Below are 14257 nucleotides of genomic sequence, written 5' to 3' on the forward strand. Positions count from 1 at the left end.
TGACTGGCATCTTTTTTGTTGTTGAATGAGATTTATTGACGAACAAAAAATCAAAGCCTAATGCTGTAAAAACACCAAAAATTAGCGACCAGAATGCAAGACTGAAGGTAGACCAGATAAGTGTTGCTCTCTTGGTTGCGCCTAATGTCATACCAATAAAGGCAGCGATATGGGATCCGATGAAGATGGGCTAACATAACCATTCCGGGAAGGCCGTATTTATTCCACATTGTTCTTGCTCTTTCTTGTCTTTTTGATTTTTTGTTTTCTTGTCTATTAGCGAGCCATGTTTTGAATTTATCATAGCCAATTATCAATGCTAATATCGTTACCATGTTTCCGATAAAAGCGATCAAAGTGACGGCGATCGGATTTAAACCGGAGATAATACCAAGTGGTATAACCAGAGCGATTTCAAACCAGGGAATGGCAGCTCCTAAAAAGACAAGTGAATATTCGATAATCATATACATTCTCCTCACATTATTCATGAAAAAAGTTGATGTTTAAAGAACATCAACTTTTTCTATGAGACAACGGCTAGTTCCCTCACTAATCGATCGCAAAATTTATCACAGCGAGTTAAATCGTCATCTTGAGGCATTAACTCTACTTTTAACGTTACAGCTAAATGAGTATGGACAAAAAGCATATCCTTAAGTAAGTCAACAGCCCCCACAAAAATAAGGATAGAAGCTGTCCCCCAGTTCCAAAGACTCCTGTAGTAACATGATCTACATCTTCTGTTTCAAATTGTTCAAACAGCTCTTCCATTTCGAGTGGAAGATCTCCATTATCCCATGAATAGGTTCCCACTGCAATAATATCATAGTCTTTTAAGGAATGATTTTGAAACTGATCTATGGTAAATAAATCTGTTTTAATATCCCGTTGTTCCATTTTTTCATGAATTATTTCCGCAAGGGTAGAGGTATTACCAGTGACAGAACTATAAATAATAGCGGCTTTCATTGGATATCTCCTCCTTTTGAAGTTCCCTTTTATCACGGCGCTAACCGTCCGTAAAACCCCCCCCACTGATTGAAGTCTCACTTTATAACTCATCAAAACCGTTAGATGAAGATACTTTTGTATATGTTCGAGATTTTTGTTCAAAGAAATCGGATTTCGTTTCGTTCATCATTTCATCACTAAAGACATGAATCCATTCCATCGGATTATCCCGTTCTGAATAATAATTATCGAGACCAATTTGACGGAATCGTTTATTTGCCAAATACTCGACATAGCCATGGAACTCATCAAGATCAATGCCCTCGATATCTTTTAAAATGTAATCTGCCCACTCTTTTTCTAATTGAACGGCTTGATCGATTGTTTTATATGCGAATTCAATGTTTTCATCTGTATTTAGATCAGGATTTTCTGTTAAAAGAATTCGTACAAATTGGGATACGAAATAAGCATGTTGCATTTCATCGCGTTGGATATAGCTGATCATCGTACTAGTCTTTAACATTTTTTGCTGACGTGCTAAATGATAGAAGAAAGCAAAGCCGGCATAGAAATAGATGCCTTCGAGATTGATCGAATTAATGGCTAGTTCAAATAACTTTTGTGGCGTTGGATTGTCACGAAATGATTCATAACTATCTAAAATAAGCTGGTTGCGTTTGCGTACAATCGGATCTTCTTTCGCCTGAGTAAAACGCTCATTTTGTTCACGTAATGGAACTAATGAACTTAGAATGTAGGAATAAGATTCATTGTGTACTGCTTCTTGTTGTGCAATTACGGCGAATATTGCTTTAAAACTAGAATCTGTCACATAATCCATCACATGTGTCATCGTCGGTGTCTGCAGACTATCCAGTGATGCTAACTGAGTATTAATGCGTAAGAAGATATCCTTTTCCGTTTCGGATAAGTTATCCCATTGTTTGATATCGTCTTGCATATTAATCTCTTGAGCCTTCCAAAAATTAGCAAGTAATGTTTGATAAAAATCATACATTTGTGGATAGGCAATGTCGTTCCAATTAAGTAAACCAGAAGATTGTCCATTAATAATGCCTGTTGCTTTATTTGGATAAGTAGGATTTAATAGTTTAATTTTTTTTAAAGGTTGATCTACTTCTGTCATAATACTCGTCCTCCATCAGTAAAAGTTGAAAATTGCTGCGCATCAATAATAAATGTTTTTTAGCTATGGCATGCTTCACATTCTTCAATTTCGGTTTGAGATGTGCTGCGAACGTAATAGGTCGTTTTTAAACGGTTTTCCCATGCAGCAACATGTAAATTCAGTAAATCTTTTGCTTTGATATCGTGGCGTACATAAAAGTTAAAACTAATACCCTGATCAATATGACGTTGTCGTTTTGCATTTTGTTTAATACTCCATACTTGATCTAATTCGTGACGTGCACGGCGATAATAGTTGTATGTCACATGATCTAAGTCAGGTGCTGTTACCTTAAATTTAAAGTTTTTCTTTTCTTCCGCATATTCCACTGCATATAGTGGATCAATTCCATCTGTTGACCCGCCAATTTTAGCTGTGGAAGAGTTTGGTGCAACAGCCATTAACCAGCCATTTCGAATACCATATGTTGCAACATCTTGGCGCAACTGATTCCAGCGATCTGAGTGATAGTCCCGTCTGTCAAAATAAGTGCCTGTTTGCCATTCTGATCCTTCAAATTCGGAGTAGGATCCTTTTTCTTTTGAAAGTTTCATCGAAGCTTTAATGGTGTAATAAGCAATATCTTCATATACTTTGTCTGCAAATTCGACAGCTTCATCTGATTCCCAATGGATATTTTCTAAAGCAAGTAAGTGGTGCCAGCCAAATGTACCAAGGCCTACAGCACGATATTTTTTGTTGGTAACTTCAGCTTGTCCAACACTGATGGTATTTAAATCAATAACATTATCGAGCATCCTAACTTGGATAGAAATTAAACGATCTAATACCTCAGATCTTATGGCATTTGGTAAATTAACAGAGGATAAGTTACAAACTACAAAATCACCAGGTTTACGAACAATTACGATATTACCGTCCTCGTCTTGATATTCTTTCGTAATGGTAGTTGGTGACATGTTTTGTGCAATTTCCGTACACAGATTACTACAATAGATCGATGTTTTTCCAATGCCACGTTTATGTTTATTTGGATTTTGACGATTTACTTCATCACGGTAAAACATATATGGTGTACCTGTTTCTAATTGTGCAACCATCACACGAGCCATAATATCCATGGCACGATACGTTTTTCTTGGCAATAAGGGATGATGAACAGCTTCCCAATATTTTTCTGTGAAATATCTATGATCATTTTCATCATAAAAATCTTCTAAACCAAGAGGATTGCCATGTTCATCTTTCCAATCCATTATTTGTTTCACCTGATGAGGACAGAAAGTATGCCATTCACCGACACTTTTGCCATTCGCATCTTTTTCCTGTAATTGCTCCATAAATAAATCAGGAATCGATACACCTGTGAAAATATCATGTGCTTTGCGCCGTTCATCACCATTATTTGTTTTTAGATCTAAAAGCCATTCATAATATCTTTATGGAATACATCTAAATAAATAGCAACTGCACCCTGGCGCTGACCTAACTGATCCACGCTTACGGCAGTGTCATTCAATAAACGAATCCATGGCACAACACCTGAAGAATTACCTTTAAATTTCTTAATATCCGAGCCTAATGCACGAACTTTACCGTAATAGATGCCAATTCCACCGCCATCTTTACTTAGACGAGCGATATCCCAGTTATTTAAGTAGATCCCATCTAACGAATCGTCCACTGTATCGATAAAGCAGGAAGATAATTGTCCATAGCTTTTACCTGCATTAGAAAGCGTAGGTGTAGCGACTGTCATATATAAATGGCTCAAAGCCAGTATGCTTCTTTGACCAGTTCTTGTCTTTTTTCAGGTGCTTCATTTTGCATTAAGGTCATGGCGATCACCATAAATCGTTCTTGTGGTAACTCATATAGATTACGATCATGGTCTCTGGCTAAATATCTGTCAGCTAATAAAAATAATCCTATGTAGTTAAAAAGGTTATCCCGTTCTGGTTGGATCGCCAACTGAAGGTCGTCTATTTCATCTTTACTATAGTGTGTTAAAATGTCTTTGTTATAAATCCCTATATTAGTTAAGCTTTCAATCAGGTGGTAAAATTCGCCATACTGTTGATCAGCCTTATATCCTCTGTTTTGTGCAGCTGTTTCATAGAGTTGTTGAAGAAGAAACTGTGCTGCAACAAATGTCCAGTTGGGTTGATCCATCGCGATCCGATTTAAAGAATAAAACAGAGCTTCTTGTGTTGTGTCTTTGTCTAATTTCGTCGATGCTTCGATCCGTTTTTGGATATCTGTTGTATCTAGACCGTACTTTTCCTCCGCCTCTTGTAAAGCCTGTATGACCGATTGTTTAATAGATTTAACTTCTGTTGTCATCAAAATTCCTCCATTTACATAATAAAAGCGCTCAACAAGGAGCGGATTTCCATTTATAATAGATATTAACTTTTGTCTTTGATAGAAAGCCATACTTTAGAATGTTGGCCTTTGAATACAATATATTGTTGTTTGGATTTTCGTGATTACTATATGTTGTATTCTAAATCATATTCCTCTATTTTTCAATCAAAACATTCGACTTCCATTCTATCTTGAATCGAAGAAAAGTTGATTTATAAGCTTTTTGCTATATAGGACTTTTGAATTATTTTTATCAGTGATTTCAATTACTATAGCTGAATTGCAAAATTTTGTGGATAGAACTTAAGAAAACGTATAATTAAAAATTAATTTCTATAAGGAGTGAAATATTAAGAATGGCAACTTTTGATGATTTTTCAAAATTGGATCTCCGTATTGGAACGATTATTGATGCGGAGGATTTTCCTGAAGCTAGAAAGCCTGCAATAAAGTTAAAAATTGATTTTGGTGATTTAGGAGTCAAACAATCTTCTGCACAAATTACCAAAAGATATCATGCTGATGTTTTGTTAGGTAGACAAATTGCAGCAGTGGTCAATTTCCCTCCGATGCGAATAGCCGGATTTAAATCAGAAGTGCTCGTATTGGGGGGGATATCGGGTGAGGAGGATGTCGTGTTGTTACGACTGATGAAAAAGTGAAAAATGGAACGAAAATATCTTAAAATAAAAGTAGCAAGGGTGGAGCATGATTTGTCACAGGAAGAGCTTGCAAAGAAGGTAGGTGTGACAAGACAAACAATTGGATTAATAGAACAAGGCAAGTACAACCCAAGTTTACAGTTATGTATATCGATCTGTAAGACGTTGGATAAAACATTGGATGATTTATTTTGGGAAGATAAGTAGGAGTTTTTAACACGGCGTTAACCGATTAATTTTTTATAAATGTGGGGGAAGGACAAATAATAAAAATGTCCTCCACCACTATAAATCTTAATTCTGTTGATATTGTATGTTATGCAATCGGGCGAATACCCCCCCATCTTTAGCGAGTAATTCCTGATAACTTCCTTGTTCAGCAATGCCCTCTGTGGTAACTACAATAACTTGGTCTGCATCCCGAATAGTAGCTAAGCGGTGAGCGATCACCAGGGTGGTACGATTTTCAGCTAACTGGTCGAGTGAACTTTGGATCATTCGTTCCGTTTCTGTATCTAAAGCAGAAGTTGCTTCATCTAAAATTAAAATAGGTGGATTTTTCAAAAAGGTTCTAGCTATTGCCATTCGCTGTTTCTGCCCACCAGATAATTTCAAGCCTCGTTCACCGATTTGGGTATCATAGCCATCCGGTAAATCGGCTATTACATCATGTAAATGTGCTTTCTTAGCAGCTTCGATTATTTCTTTTTCTGATGCTTGATGATTACCATACGCAATGTTTTCGCGAACGGTTCCAGTAAAAAGAAATACATCTTGTTGAACAATTCCGATTTGGTCCCGAAGTGATTTTTTGGTCATGTCACGAATATCGATACCATCTATTGTAATGGCTCCACCGTTCACATCATAAAATCTTGGAATCAAGGAACATATGGTTGTTTTTCCTGCACCTGAAGGGCCTACAAAAGCGACCGTTTCACCAGGTGTTATTTCCAAATCAATATTTTTAAGTACTTGCATCTGATCATCATAAGAAAAATCGACCTTATCAAATTTAATGTTACCGTATAGTCTGTCCACATATTTAGCATTGGGATGATCTTTAATTTCAGGTTCTTTGGATAGAATTTCTCTGAACCGTCTGAACCCAGCCATCCCTTTAGGATATAGCTCAAGTAATGCACTGATTTTATCGATTGGTTTAATCAGTACATTGGTATATAAAACGAAACTGACTAATTCTCCATAAGTAAGTTTTCCATTAATACTTAACCATGCCCCCCCTACAATTAACACAATTAACGTAAGAAAGCGAGTCATCATGTAAATGATTGAATGGGTAGCTGCCATTACTTTATATGCCTTGATTTTTGCCTTGCGAAATCGCCCGTTGTCTCCTTTAAAACGACTTAATTCAAAATCCTCATTTGTAAAGGATTGGACAACTCTAACACCAGATACCGCATCTTCTACACGAGCATTGACGTCTGCGATATTATGATACATTTGATGCCAGGCTTTATTCATTGCCATATTACAGTAAGTCACTAATGCGACAAGAAGCGGCACCATCACTAAAGCGATTAAGGCAAGTGTTGGATTAATCGTGAACATGATCCAGAAGGCTCCGGTAAATGTCATGATCGCAATAAAAAAGTCTTCAGGACCATGATGGGCAAGTTCGCCAATGTCAAATAGATCATTAGTAATGCGGCTCATGATATGACCAGTTTTGGTATTGTCAAAGAAACGGAAGGATTGCCGTTGGACATGGGTAAACAATTCCTCCCGCATATCTGTCTCAATATTAATTCCTAGCTTATGTCCCAGATAACTAACGACATATTGTAAAAATGTACTTAATAAATACACTGCGAATAATAAAATAATGACGGTTACAATCAGGTTCCAATTTTCATCCCCCAGTAAGTCATCAATTAGCCATTGCACAGCGATCGGAAAAGCAAGCTCCAAAATGGCTACAATCACAGCACTTGTAAAGTCGATGATAAATAATCGTCTGTGTGGCTTATAATAAGAAAAAAATTGCTTTAACATGTTAGTCGGTGCTCCTTTGATAGTTTTAACTAACATATTATAACAGAATTCGGCTGATAAGCTTACAATATTACTTTATTTGTCATTAATTCGAAGAAGAAAAAATGATTGTTAAAATATGTAAAAATAAAAATGTATAATCCAGCATTATTACAGTAATTAAAAGAATCAACAATAAACGTGAGAATCCTTAGTCACTGTCAGAGAGATTTCCTTGTAAGGAGCGAATAACGAGGAAAACTAGGATCAGCGCAGGGAGATTTCCCTGTAAGAAGCAAATAACGGAATAAATAAAACTAACTAATATCCACTGATCATAGTTTCGCTTTATAAATTACCCCCATTATAAAAAGTTTTTCCTAATGCCCGATCTGCTCTCTGCTGTATAATACTGAGCAATACGACTGGTTTTCTCCAATTCCAAAGTAGTTTGAAACTCTGCTGCTTTAAAAACTCGGTATAATATCCATAATCCGAATAGTAGTTGTATGATAAACAAGTAAAGAAAGAAAACAGCAGGAATCAAATATATTGTTATTAAAGCAAAAGCAATTTGTGCTACCAGCAATCCTGCATGCATTAATAAAATGATGAGACTGGCTGTTAGGATTACGAGTATCCAAAATCCTTCCATTATATATTTCACCTCCTCTTCAACATAGGATAGTGATAGTCTGCCCAATTATATACGACTTATTAGACTAGAGCCGTTTTGTTTGGAGGAATTGGAGCATTTTGATAAAAACAAAAGATAAAGGATATATTAAGCTATTTCATTATGCTAAAATAAATTATGAAAATGAAACAAACGATTAAGGAAATTCGACTTAGAGACATGAATGACAATCCATTGTCATCACAAAAGATATGGGGAGGTTATTGCAATGAAACTTGGTGCAATTGAAGCGGGTGGAACAAAATTTGTTTTAGCGGTAGGCAACGATCAAGGAGAAATATTAGAAAAAGAAGTGATTCCTACAGAACATCCTGATATTACGGTTCCAAAAGTAATATCTTTCTTTAAGGATAAGGGTATCGAACGGTTAGGACTTGGTGGATTTGGCCCGATTGATATCAACGAAACAAGTAAAACATATGGGCAGTTACAAAAAACACCGAAAACAGATTGGGTAGATTATCCATTAGGTGCAGCCTTAAAGGAAGGATTAGGTGTTCCAGTAAAAATTGATACAGATGTCAATGTTGCAGCAATGTCTGAAGCGAAATGGGGGGGCAATGCTACAGATGTAGATACTTGTTTATATATTACAGTAGGAACAGGTATTGGAGCAGGTGCTTATTTTCACGGTCAAACATTAAAAGGATTGTCACATTCAGAAATGGGGCATATTAAAGTTCGTCGTCATCCAGATGATACATATGAAGGAACTTGCCCATATCACGGTGATTGCTTAGAAGGTATTGCAGCCGGTCCTTCACTGGAAAAACGTTGGGGGGGTAAAAAAGGCCATGAACTAGCAGAAGATGACCAGGTATGGGAAATGGAAGCTTTTTATTTGGCCCAAGCATTAACAAGTTATATCTATATCCTTTCTCCTGAACGTATTATTATGGGTGGAGGTGTCATGAAACAAAAGCAGCTGTTTCCTCTGATTCGACGCAAAGTCCTTGAAATGTTAAACGGTTATGTAAGTTCACCTTATTTAACAGAACAAGAAATTGATAATTATATCGTTTTCCCAGGATTAACAGATGAAGCAGGCGTTAAAGGTGCATTGTATTTAGCGATGAAAGAATAGTTTTGTTCCTACCTTATTTGGTAACGATGTGTGAGAAAAGCATAATATATGGACAAGCAATTTAATCGCTTACAAAAGCTCACTGTGCTAAAATGATGCTGAGGTGATAGAGATGAATAAACTAGAACTTGGTAAGAGCGGATTACATGTCAGTGAAATTGCACTAGGTTGTATGCGAATGAACAAGCTATCGAAACAGGATGCAAATCGAGTCATTGAGAATGCACTTGAATTAGGAATTGATATGTTCGATCATGCAGATATTTATGGTGGTGGGAAATCAGAAGAAATTTTCGCTGATGCCATCAATATGAAGCCCACAATTCGTGAAAAAATGGTTATTCAAACTAAATGTGGTATTCGGAATGGTTTTTTTGATTTCTCTAAAGAGCATATTCTTGCTTCTGTTGAAGGAAGTCTAAAAAGATTACATACAGATTACATTGACATTTTATTATTACACAGACCAGATACTTTAGTAGAGCCTGAAGAAGTAGCAGAGGCTTTCAATGAGTTAAAAAGAAGTGGGAAAGTTCGCCATTTTGGTGTAAGTAATCATAATCCAACGCAAATTGAGTTATTAAAGAAAAATGTTGAGCAAGAGTTAATTGCGAATCAATTACAATTGAGTATGATGTTTACCCCCCCAATGATTGATGCAGGACTTAACGTAAATATGGAGAACGACCCGGCAATTGTTCGTGCTGGTGGAATTTTAGACTATAGTCGCCTGCACGATATGACCATTCAGCATGGTCTCCATTCCAACATGGATTTTTTGAAGGGGGGGTTTTTGTAGATAATGAAGAGTTCCCTGTATTAAATGAAAAGCTACAAGAATTTGCTGATAAAAAGGCGCAAACAAATCCGCTATTGCCATCGCCTGGCTTCTGCGTCATCCTGCACGTATGCAACCCATTGTTGGGACAATGAATCCTGAACGCTTACAGGACATTGCAAAAGCATCCGAAGTGAAGTTGACTCGTGAAGAATGGTATGAGCTTTATCGAGTAGCGGGGGGGAATAAATTGCCATAAATGGTTGACAAAAGTACTGGAAAATGATAAATTGTAATTGTCTCAAATATAACCGACGGGTTGTATTACTACCAAAAAACGCAGAACCTACTAAAATAAGGCTTAATGCCGGAATTGACTCAGTAGGGTCTAAAAAGAACACTTACATATAATTGTAAGTGTTCTTTTTTGTATTTTTTTCAAAAAACATAGAAAAATTAATTAATTTTGGTTATAATGGACTAAATATATTTAGGAGGTTTGATCTATGAATCAACCATATGTGTTAGGTTTAGATATTGGAATTGGTTCGGTAGGATGGGGAGTAATTGACCCAAATCAAAATATTATAGATGCAGGAGTGCGTTTGTTTCCTGAAGCCGATAAAAGTTTTAATGAAAATAGACGTAGCTACCGAGGTACCAGACGATTATTAAGAAGAAGACATCATCGTTTGGAAAGAATGTATCAACTACTACATGAATTTGACATATGGAAGGAGGGTGAGCAAGTTAATTATGAAAACTATAAGATGACTCCATATCATATACGTGCAAAAGGCATAAAGAAAACGCTTACAAATGAGGAGTTAACCATAGCGTTAACCCATTTGATAAAAAGAAGAGGGATACATAATGTAGAAGTTGCAGATGATGATAGTACTACTAATAATGAACTTTCAACTTATGAACAAATTAAGCGTAATAAAAAACTTCTTGATAATAAATACGTTTGTGAAGTTCAAGTAGATAGGTTGAATGAAGATGGTCAAATACGTGGTCATCAAAATCGCTTTCAGACATCTGATTATATAAAAGAAGCAAATAAAATATTGGAAAATCAGCAATTACATAATCACAAGGTTACCAATCAATTTATTGAGAAGTATCTAGAACTATTGAGTAATAGACGTGAATATTATGACGGACCTGGTTACGGCAGTGAATACGGTTGGGATCAAGATATCAAAAAATGGTATGAAAATATGATGGGGGGGAAATGTAGTTATTTTCCGGATCAATTAAGAGCTGTGAAAGAATCTCATTCTGCACAACTTTTTAACTTATTAAATGATTTAAATAATCTGACACTAAATAGGGAAGAAAATACAAAAATAACTCAAATAGAAAAAGAACAAATAATAGATGAGTTATTTAAGGAAAATAAATCTATTTCATTAAAAAAGATTGCAAAAAATTAAACGTTGATGAGCATGATATCAAAGGATTTCGTGTCGATGCGAAAGGAAAACCTTTATTTACTACTTTAACTTCTTTTCACGATATAAAAAAAATCACTAGCAAACCCAGTATCTTAGATTCTCCTAAAGTCCTCGATAAAATAGCAGAAGTAGCAACTATTTATCAAACTAAAAAAGATATAAAAAAGGAATTGGCAAATATTGATCTTCCTTTAAATGAAGAGGAAATGGATCGAATCAGTGATCTTAGTTATACTGGAACGCATTCCTTAAGCTTAAAAATGATCCATCAAATATTACCTGATCTTTGGCATACTTCTAAGAATCAAATGCAATTAATAACAGAACGGGGGTTTTAAGCCAAAAGACGTTGATTATCAAAATAAAAAATACATTCCATATCAACAAATTGATGATTTTATCCTTTCACCAGTTGTGAAAAGGTCATTTAAGCAAACAGTGCGAATAATTAATGCGATCATCAAAAAATATGGAATGCCGAGTGAAATTGTCATAGAGTTAGCTCGTGAGAAAAATAGTGATGATAAAAAGAAGTTTCTAAGGGACATGAATAAAAGAAACGAGGCAATTAATAAACAGGTGCGTGACAAACTAGAATCAAAGGACTTAAATCCATCAAAAGGATTATTCAATAAGCTAAGATTATGGCATTTACAAGATGGTATGTGTATGTATTCTTTAAAATCTATTCCAATAGAAGATTTAATCAATCAACCGCAAAACTATGAAATTGATCATATTATCCCTAGATCGGTATCATTTGATGACTCACAAAGTAATAAGGTTTTAGTTAGAAATGAAGAGAACCAAAAGAAAGGTAATGTAACCCCTTTTCAATATTTTCAATCTAATAAAACTACTGTTAGTTATGACAAGTTTAAAGCTCATGTCTTACAGCTAGCTAAGTCATCACAAAAACTATCACGCAAAAAGAAAGAGTATTTACTAGAAGAACGTGATATTAATAAATTCACAGTTCAAAAAGATTTTATCAATCGGAATTTAGTGGATACAAGGTATGCAACCAGAGAAATATTGAATACACTACAACAATTTTTCGCAGCAAATGATCAAGTTGTGAAAGTGAAATCCATTAATGGTGCATTCACAAATTATCTTCGAAAATTATGGGATTTTAAAAAAGATCGAGGAGCCGACTATAAACACCATGCAGAAGATGCCCTTATAGTAGCAATGGCTAATCATATTTTTGAATATAAGAGAGCATTTAAAGCAGATCATCTTATCTATGCAAATGATAAGATGATTGATTCAGAAACAGGTGAAATATTGTCTGAAGATCAATTCAGTGCAGCCTTTACAGAAAAAATGAATAAAATTGTAGCTGTAAAAAATTATAACAACTACAAGTATTCTCATAAGATAGATATGAAACCGAATAGACAATTAATGAATGATACCTTATTCTCTACCCGAATAAAAGATGATCAGGAATATGTAATAAATAAAGTTAAAGATATCTATGACAAAGATAATGATAAGTTGGAAAAAATTATAAGTAAACATCCTGAAAATCTTTTAATGTATCATCATGATCCACAAACTTTTGAAAAGTTACGTCAGGTATTTGATCAATATAGTGAGGTAAAAAATCCTTTACATCAATTTTATAAAGAGACTGGTGATTATTTACGTAAATATAGTAAGAAAGGGAATGGACCTGTTATAAAATCCATAAAGTATTATGCCAAAAATTGAGCGAATATCATGATCTATCAGATAAGTTCAAAGTCAAGAATAAAAAAGTAGTAAATCTATCCATTAAACCATTTAGAATGGATGTTTATCTAGATAATAATGCATATAAATTTGTAACAGTACGTTATAACGACCTTAAAGAAGGGAAAAACGAATATTATTTCGGCAAAGAAGCATATGAAAAAAATTTAAATGAAAAGAATATTAGTTCTATAGCAACGTTTAAATTCAGCCTATATAAAAATGATTTATTGATTTTAAATAGTGAAAAATTCAGGCTGATTGGAGTAAATAATGACAAGCTTAATCGTATCGAATTAAATACAGTTGAATTCGATTATAAAGAATATTGCGATAAGCATAGTATTGCAAATAAACGAATTGTAAAAACAATTTCAAGAAATACCAATGATTTTAATAAATTATCAACCGATACATTAGGAAATCAGTATATTGTTAGTAATGAAAAATGGAAGAATACTTTTCAAAAATAAACTGAGAGGTGATTAAATGGGTTGGCGAATCATTCATATTACCAATGTTGATCAGTTATCGTTGCAATTAGATAATTTGAAGGTTAGAAAATCTGATGACGAATTAAAAATCCCCCCCTTACGTGATATTTTTGCTATTGTCATAGAGGATCTCACTTGTAAATTGACAAGTCGTCTGATGATTGAGTTGTCAAAACATAATATTCTAGTATTATTATGTAATCAGAAGTACTTGCCAGAATGTGTAATTCAACCTGTTACGGGTCACGTACTTCAGTATCGACAAATGTTAAAACAGTTGAATTGGACAAAAGAATACAAAGGTATATTATGGCAGAAAATTATTCAAGGAAAAATACGCAATCAGGCAGAAGTAATGAGACGAGACCATATTGAAAAACATCGAATTGCCAAAATGAACGAACTTGCTAGTCAAGTTAGGTCTGGAGATAAAAATAATATAGAAGGACAAGCTGCAAGAATCTACTTTAATAGTTTCTTTGACGAACATTACACTAGGAGCAATCAAAACTATATTGAAAATTCAGCGTTGGATTATGGATATGCCATTGCGCATTCGGCAATTGCGCGAACAGTGGTGGCAAAAGGTCTAATTTCCGGCTTAGGTATTTATCATAAAGGGGAAAGGAATCCTCATAATCTAGCATCTGATATTATTGAACCATTTCGTCAAGTTATTGACTATTTTGTCATTAACCATCCACCGGAAGGTTTTCTAACTAAAAATTATCGTATACAACTTATTAACTTACTGCATGCAAAGGTCTTGATCGACTATAAAATGCAAACTGTTATAAGAGCAATAGAAATTTCGATTGACTCCTTTATTGAATATTTTGAAACTGGTAAATCGGAGAAGATTAAGTTACC

Annotated in this window: 12 protein-coding genes and 3 pseudogenes; 9 read left to right on the plus strand and 6 right to left on the minus strand. The window is 34.7% G+C overall.

The features are described 5' to 3' along the window. Positions 1–50 precede the first annotated feature (50 nt). The 4 genes and pseudogenes from JCM21714_RS08950 to JCM21714_RS08965 all read right to left on the minus strand — a co-directional run bounded on the left by JCM21714_RS08950 (position 51) and on the right by JCM21714_RS08965 (position 4450). A complete protein-coding gene (locus JCM21714_RS08950; RefSeq protein ID WP_369403514.1) occupies positions 51–491 on the minus strand; it encodes a small multi-drug export protein in 441 nt (146 codons plus the stop codon). Between the two features lie 136 nt (positions 492–627). Beyond that, positions 628–972, minus strand: coding sequence for a flavodoxin domain-containing protein (locus JCM21714_RS08955; protein WP_235182728.1), 345 nt, complete (start codon positions 970–972; stop codon positions 628–630). 82 nt (positions 973–1054) lie between these two features. Next, on the minus strand, positions 1055–2104 hold the full coding sequence (locus JCM21714_RS08960; protein ID WP_035723538.1) for a ribonucleotide-diphosphate reductase subunit beta: 1050 nt from the start codon (positions 2102–2104) through the stop codon (positions 1055–1057). A 59-nt stretch (positions 2105–2163) separates the two neighbouring features. Beyond that, positions 2164–4450, minus strand: a pseudogene (locus tag JCM21714_RS08965) (ribonucleoside-diphosphate reductase subunit alpha). 380 nt (positions 4451–4830) lie between these two features. On the opposite strand from JCM21714_RS08965, the pseudogene csaA reads away from it, so the two are divergent. Both csaA and JCM21714_RS08975 read left to right on the plus strand, forming a co-directional pair. Then, positions 4831–5159: pseudogene (gene csaA / locus JCM21714_RS08970) on the plus strand (chaperone CsaA). Continuing rightward, positions 5140–5343 carry a helix-turn-helix transcriptional regulator gene (locus JCM21714_RS08975; protein ID WP_035723541.1) on the plus strand — a complete coding sequence of 68 codons (204 nt, stop codon included), beginning with the start codon at positions 5140–5142 and terminating at the stop codon, positions 5341–5343. The pseudogene csaA and the gene JCM21714_RS08975 overlap by 20 nt, the downstream one beginning before the upstream one ends. An 87-nt stretch (positions 5344–5430) precedes the next feature. Here JCM21714_RS08975 and JCM21714_RS08980 read toward each other — a convergent pair whose 3' ends face one another. Then, positions 5431–7155, minus strand: a complete 1725-nt coding sequence (locus JCM21714_RS08980) for an ABC transporter ATP-binding protein (RefSeq protein ID WP_035723544.1) — start codon at positions 7153–7155, stop codon at positions 5431–5433. A gap of 343 nt (positions 7156–7498) precedes the next feature. Further along, complete coding sequence (locus JCM21714_RS08985) at positions 7499–7789, minus strand: hypothetical protein (RefSeq protein ID WP_035723547.1); 291 nt, start codon at positions 7787–7789, stop codon at positions 7499–7501. A 250-nt stretch (positions 7790–8039) separates the two neighbouring features. Between JCM21714_RS08985 and JCM21714_RS08990 the strand changes: the two genes are divergently transcribed. The 7 genes and pseudogenes from JCM21714_RS08990 to cas1 all read left to right on the plus strand — a co-directional run. Then, on the plus strand, positions 8040–8915 hold the full coding sequence (locus JCM21714_RS08990; RefSeq protein WP_035723550.1) for an ROK family protein: 876 nt from the start codon (positions 8040–8042) through the stop codon (positions 8913–8915). Between the two features lie 112 nt (positions 8916–9027). Continuing rightward, positions 9028–9952 (plus strand): annotated as a pseudogene (locus JCM21714_RS08995) (aldo/keto reductase). A 247-nt stretch (positions 9953–10199) separates the two neighbouring features. Then, positions 10200–11132 (plus strand): type II CRISPR RNA-guided endonuclease Cas9, encoded by a 933-nt coding sequence (cas9, locus tag JCM21714_RS20135; protein ID WP_035723552.1) that lies wholly within the window; start codon positions 10200–10202, stop codon positions 11130–11132. A 17-nt stretch (positions 11133–11149) separates the two neighbouring features. Then, the gene (locus JCM21714_RS20535; RefSeq protein WP_235182733.1) at positions 11150–11491 is read left to right on the plus strand and encodes a CRISPR-associated endonuclease Cas9 REC1/REC2 domain-containing protein; all 342 of its coding nucleotides are present in this window, start codon (positions 11150–11152) and stop codon (positions 11489–11491) included. Positions 11492–11552: 61 nt separating this feature from the next. Further along, positions 11553–12872: a type II CRISPR RNA-guided endonuclease Cas9 gene (cas9, locus tag JCM21714_RS20145; protein WP_369403515.1), complete on the plus strand. Its 1320-nt coding sequence runs from the start codon at positions 11553–11555 to the stop codon at positions 12870–12872. 77 nt (positions 12873–12949) lie between these two features. Further along, positions 12950–13366, plus strand: coding sequence for a hypothetical protein (locus JCM21714_RS20150; RefSeq protein ID WP_235182730.1), 417 nt, complete (start codon positions 12950–12952; stop codon positions 13364–13366). Between the two features lie 16 nt (positions 13367–13382). Beyond that, positions 13383–14257: type II CRISPR-associated endonuclease Cas1 (gene cas1 / locus JCM21714_RS09010; protein WP_035723555.1), on the plus strand; the 875-nt coding region annotated here is incomplete at its 3' end.

It is taken from the genome of Gracilibacillus boraciitolerans JCM 21714 (assembly GCF_000521485.1).
Lineage (GTDB): Bacteria > Bacillota > Bacilli > Bacillales > Amphibacillaceae > Gracilibacillus > Gracilibacillus boraciitolerans.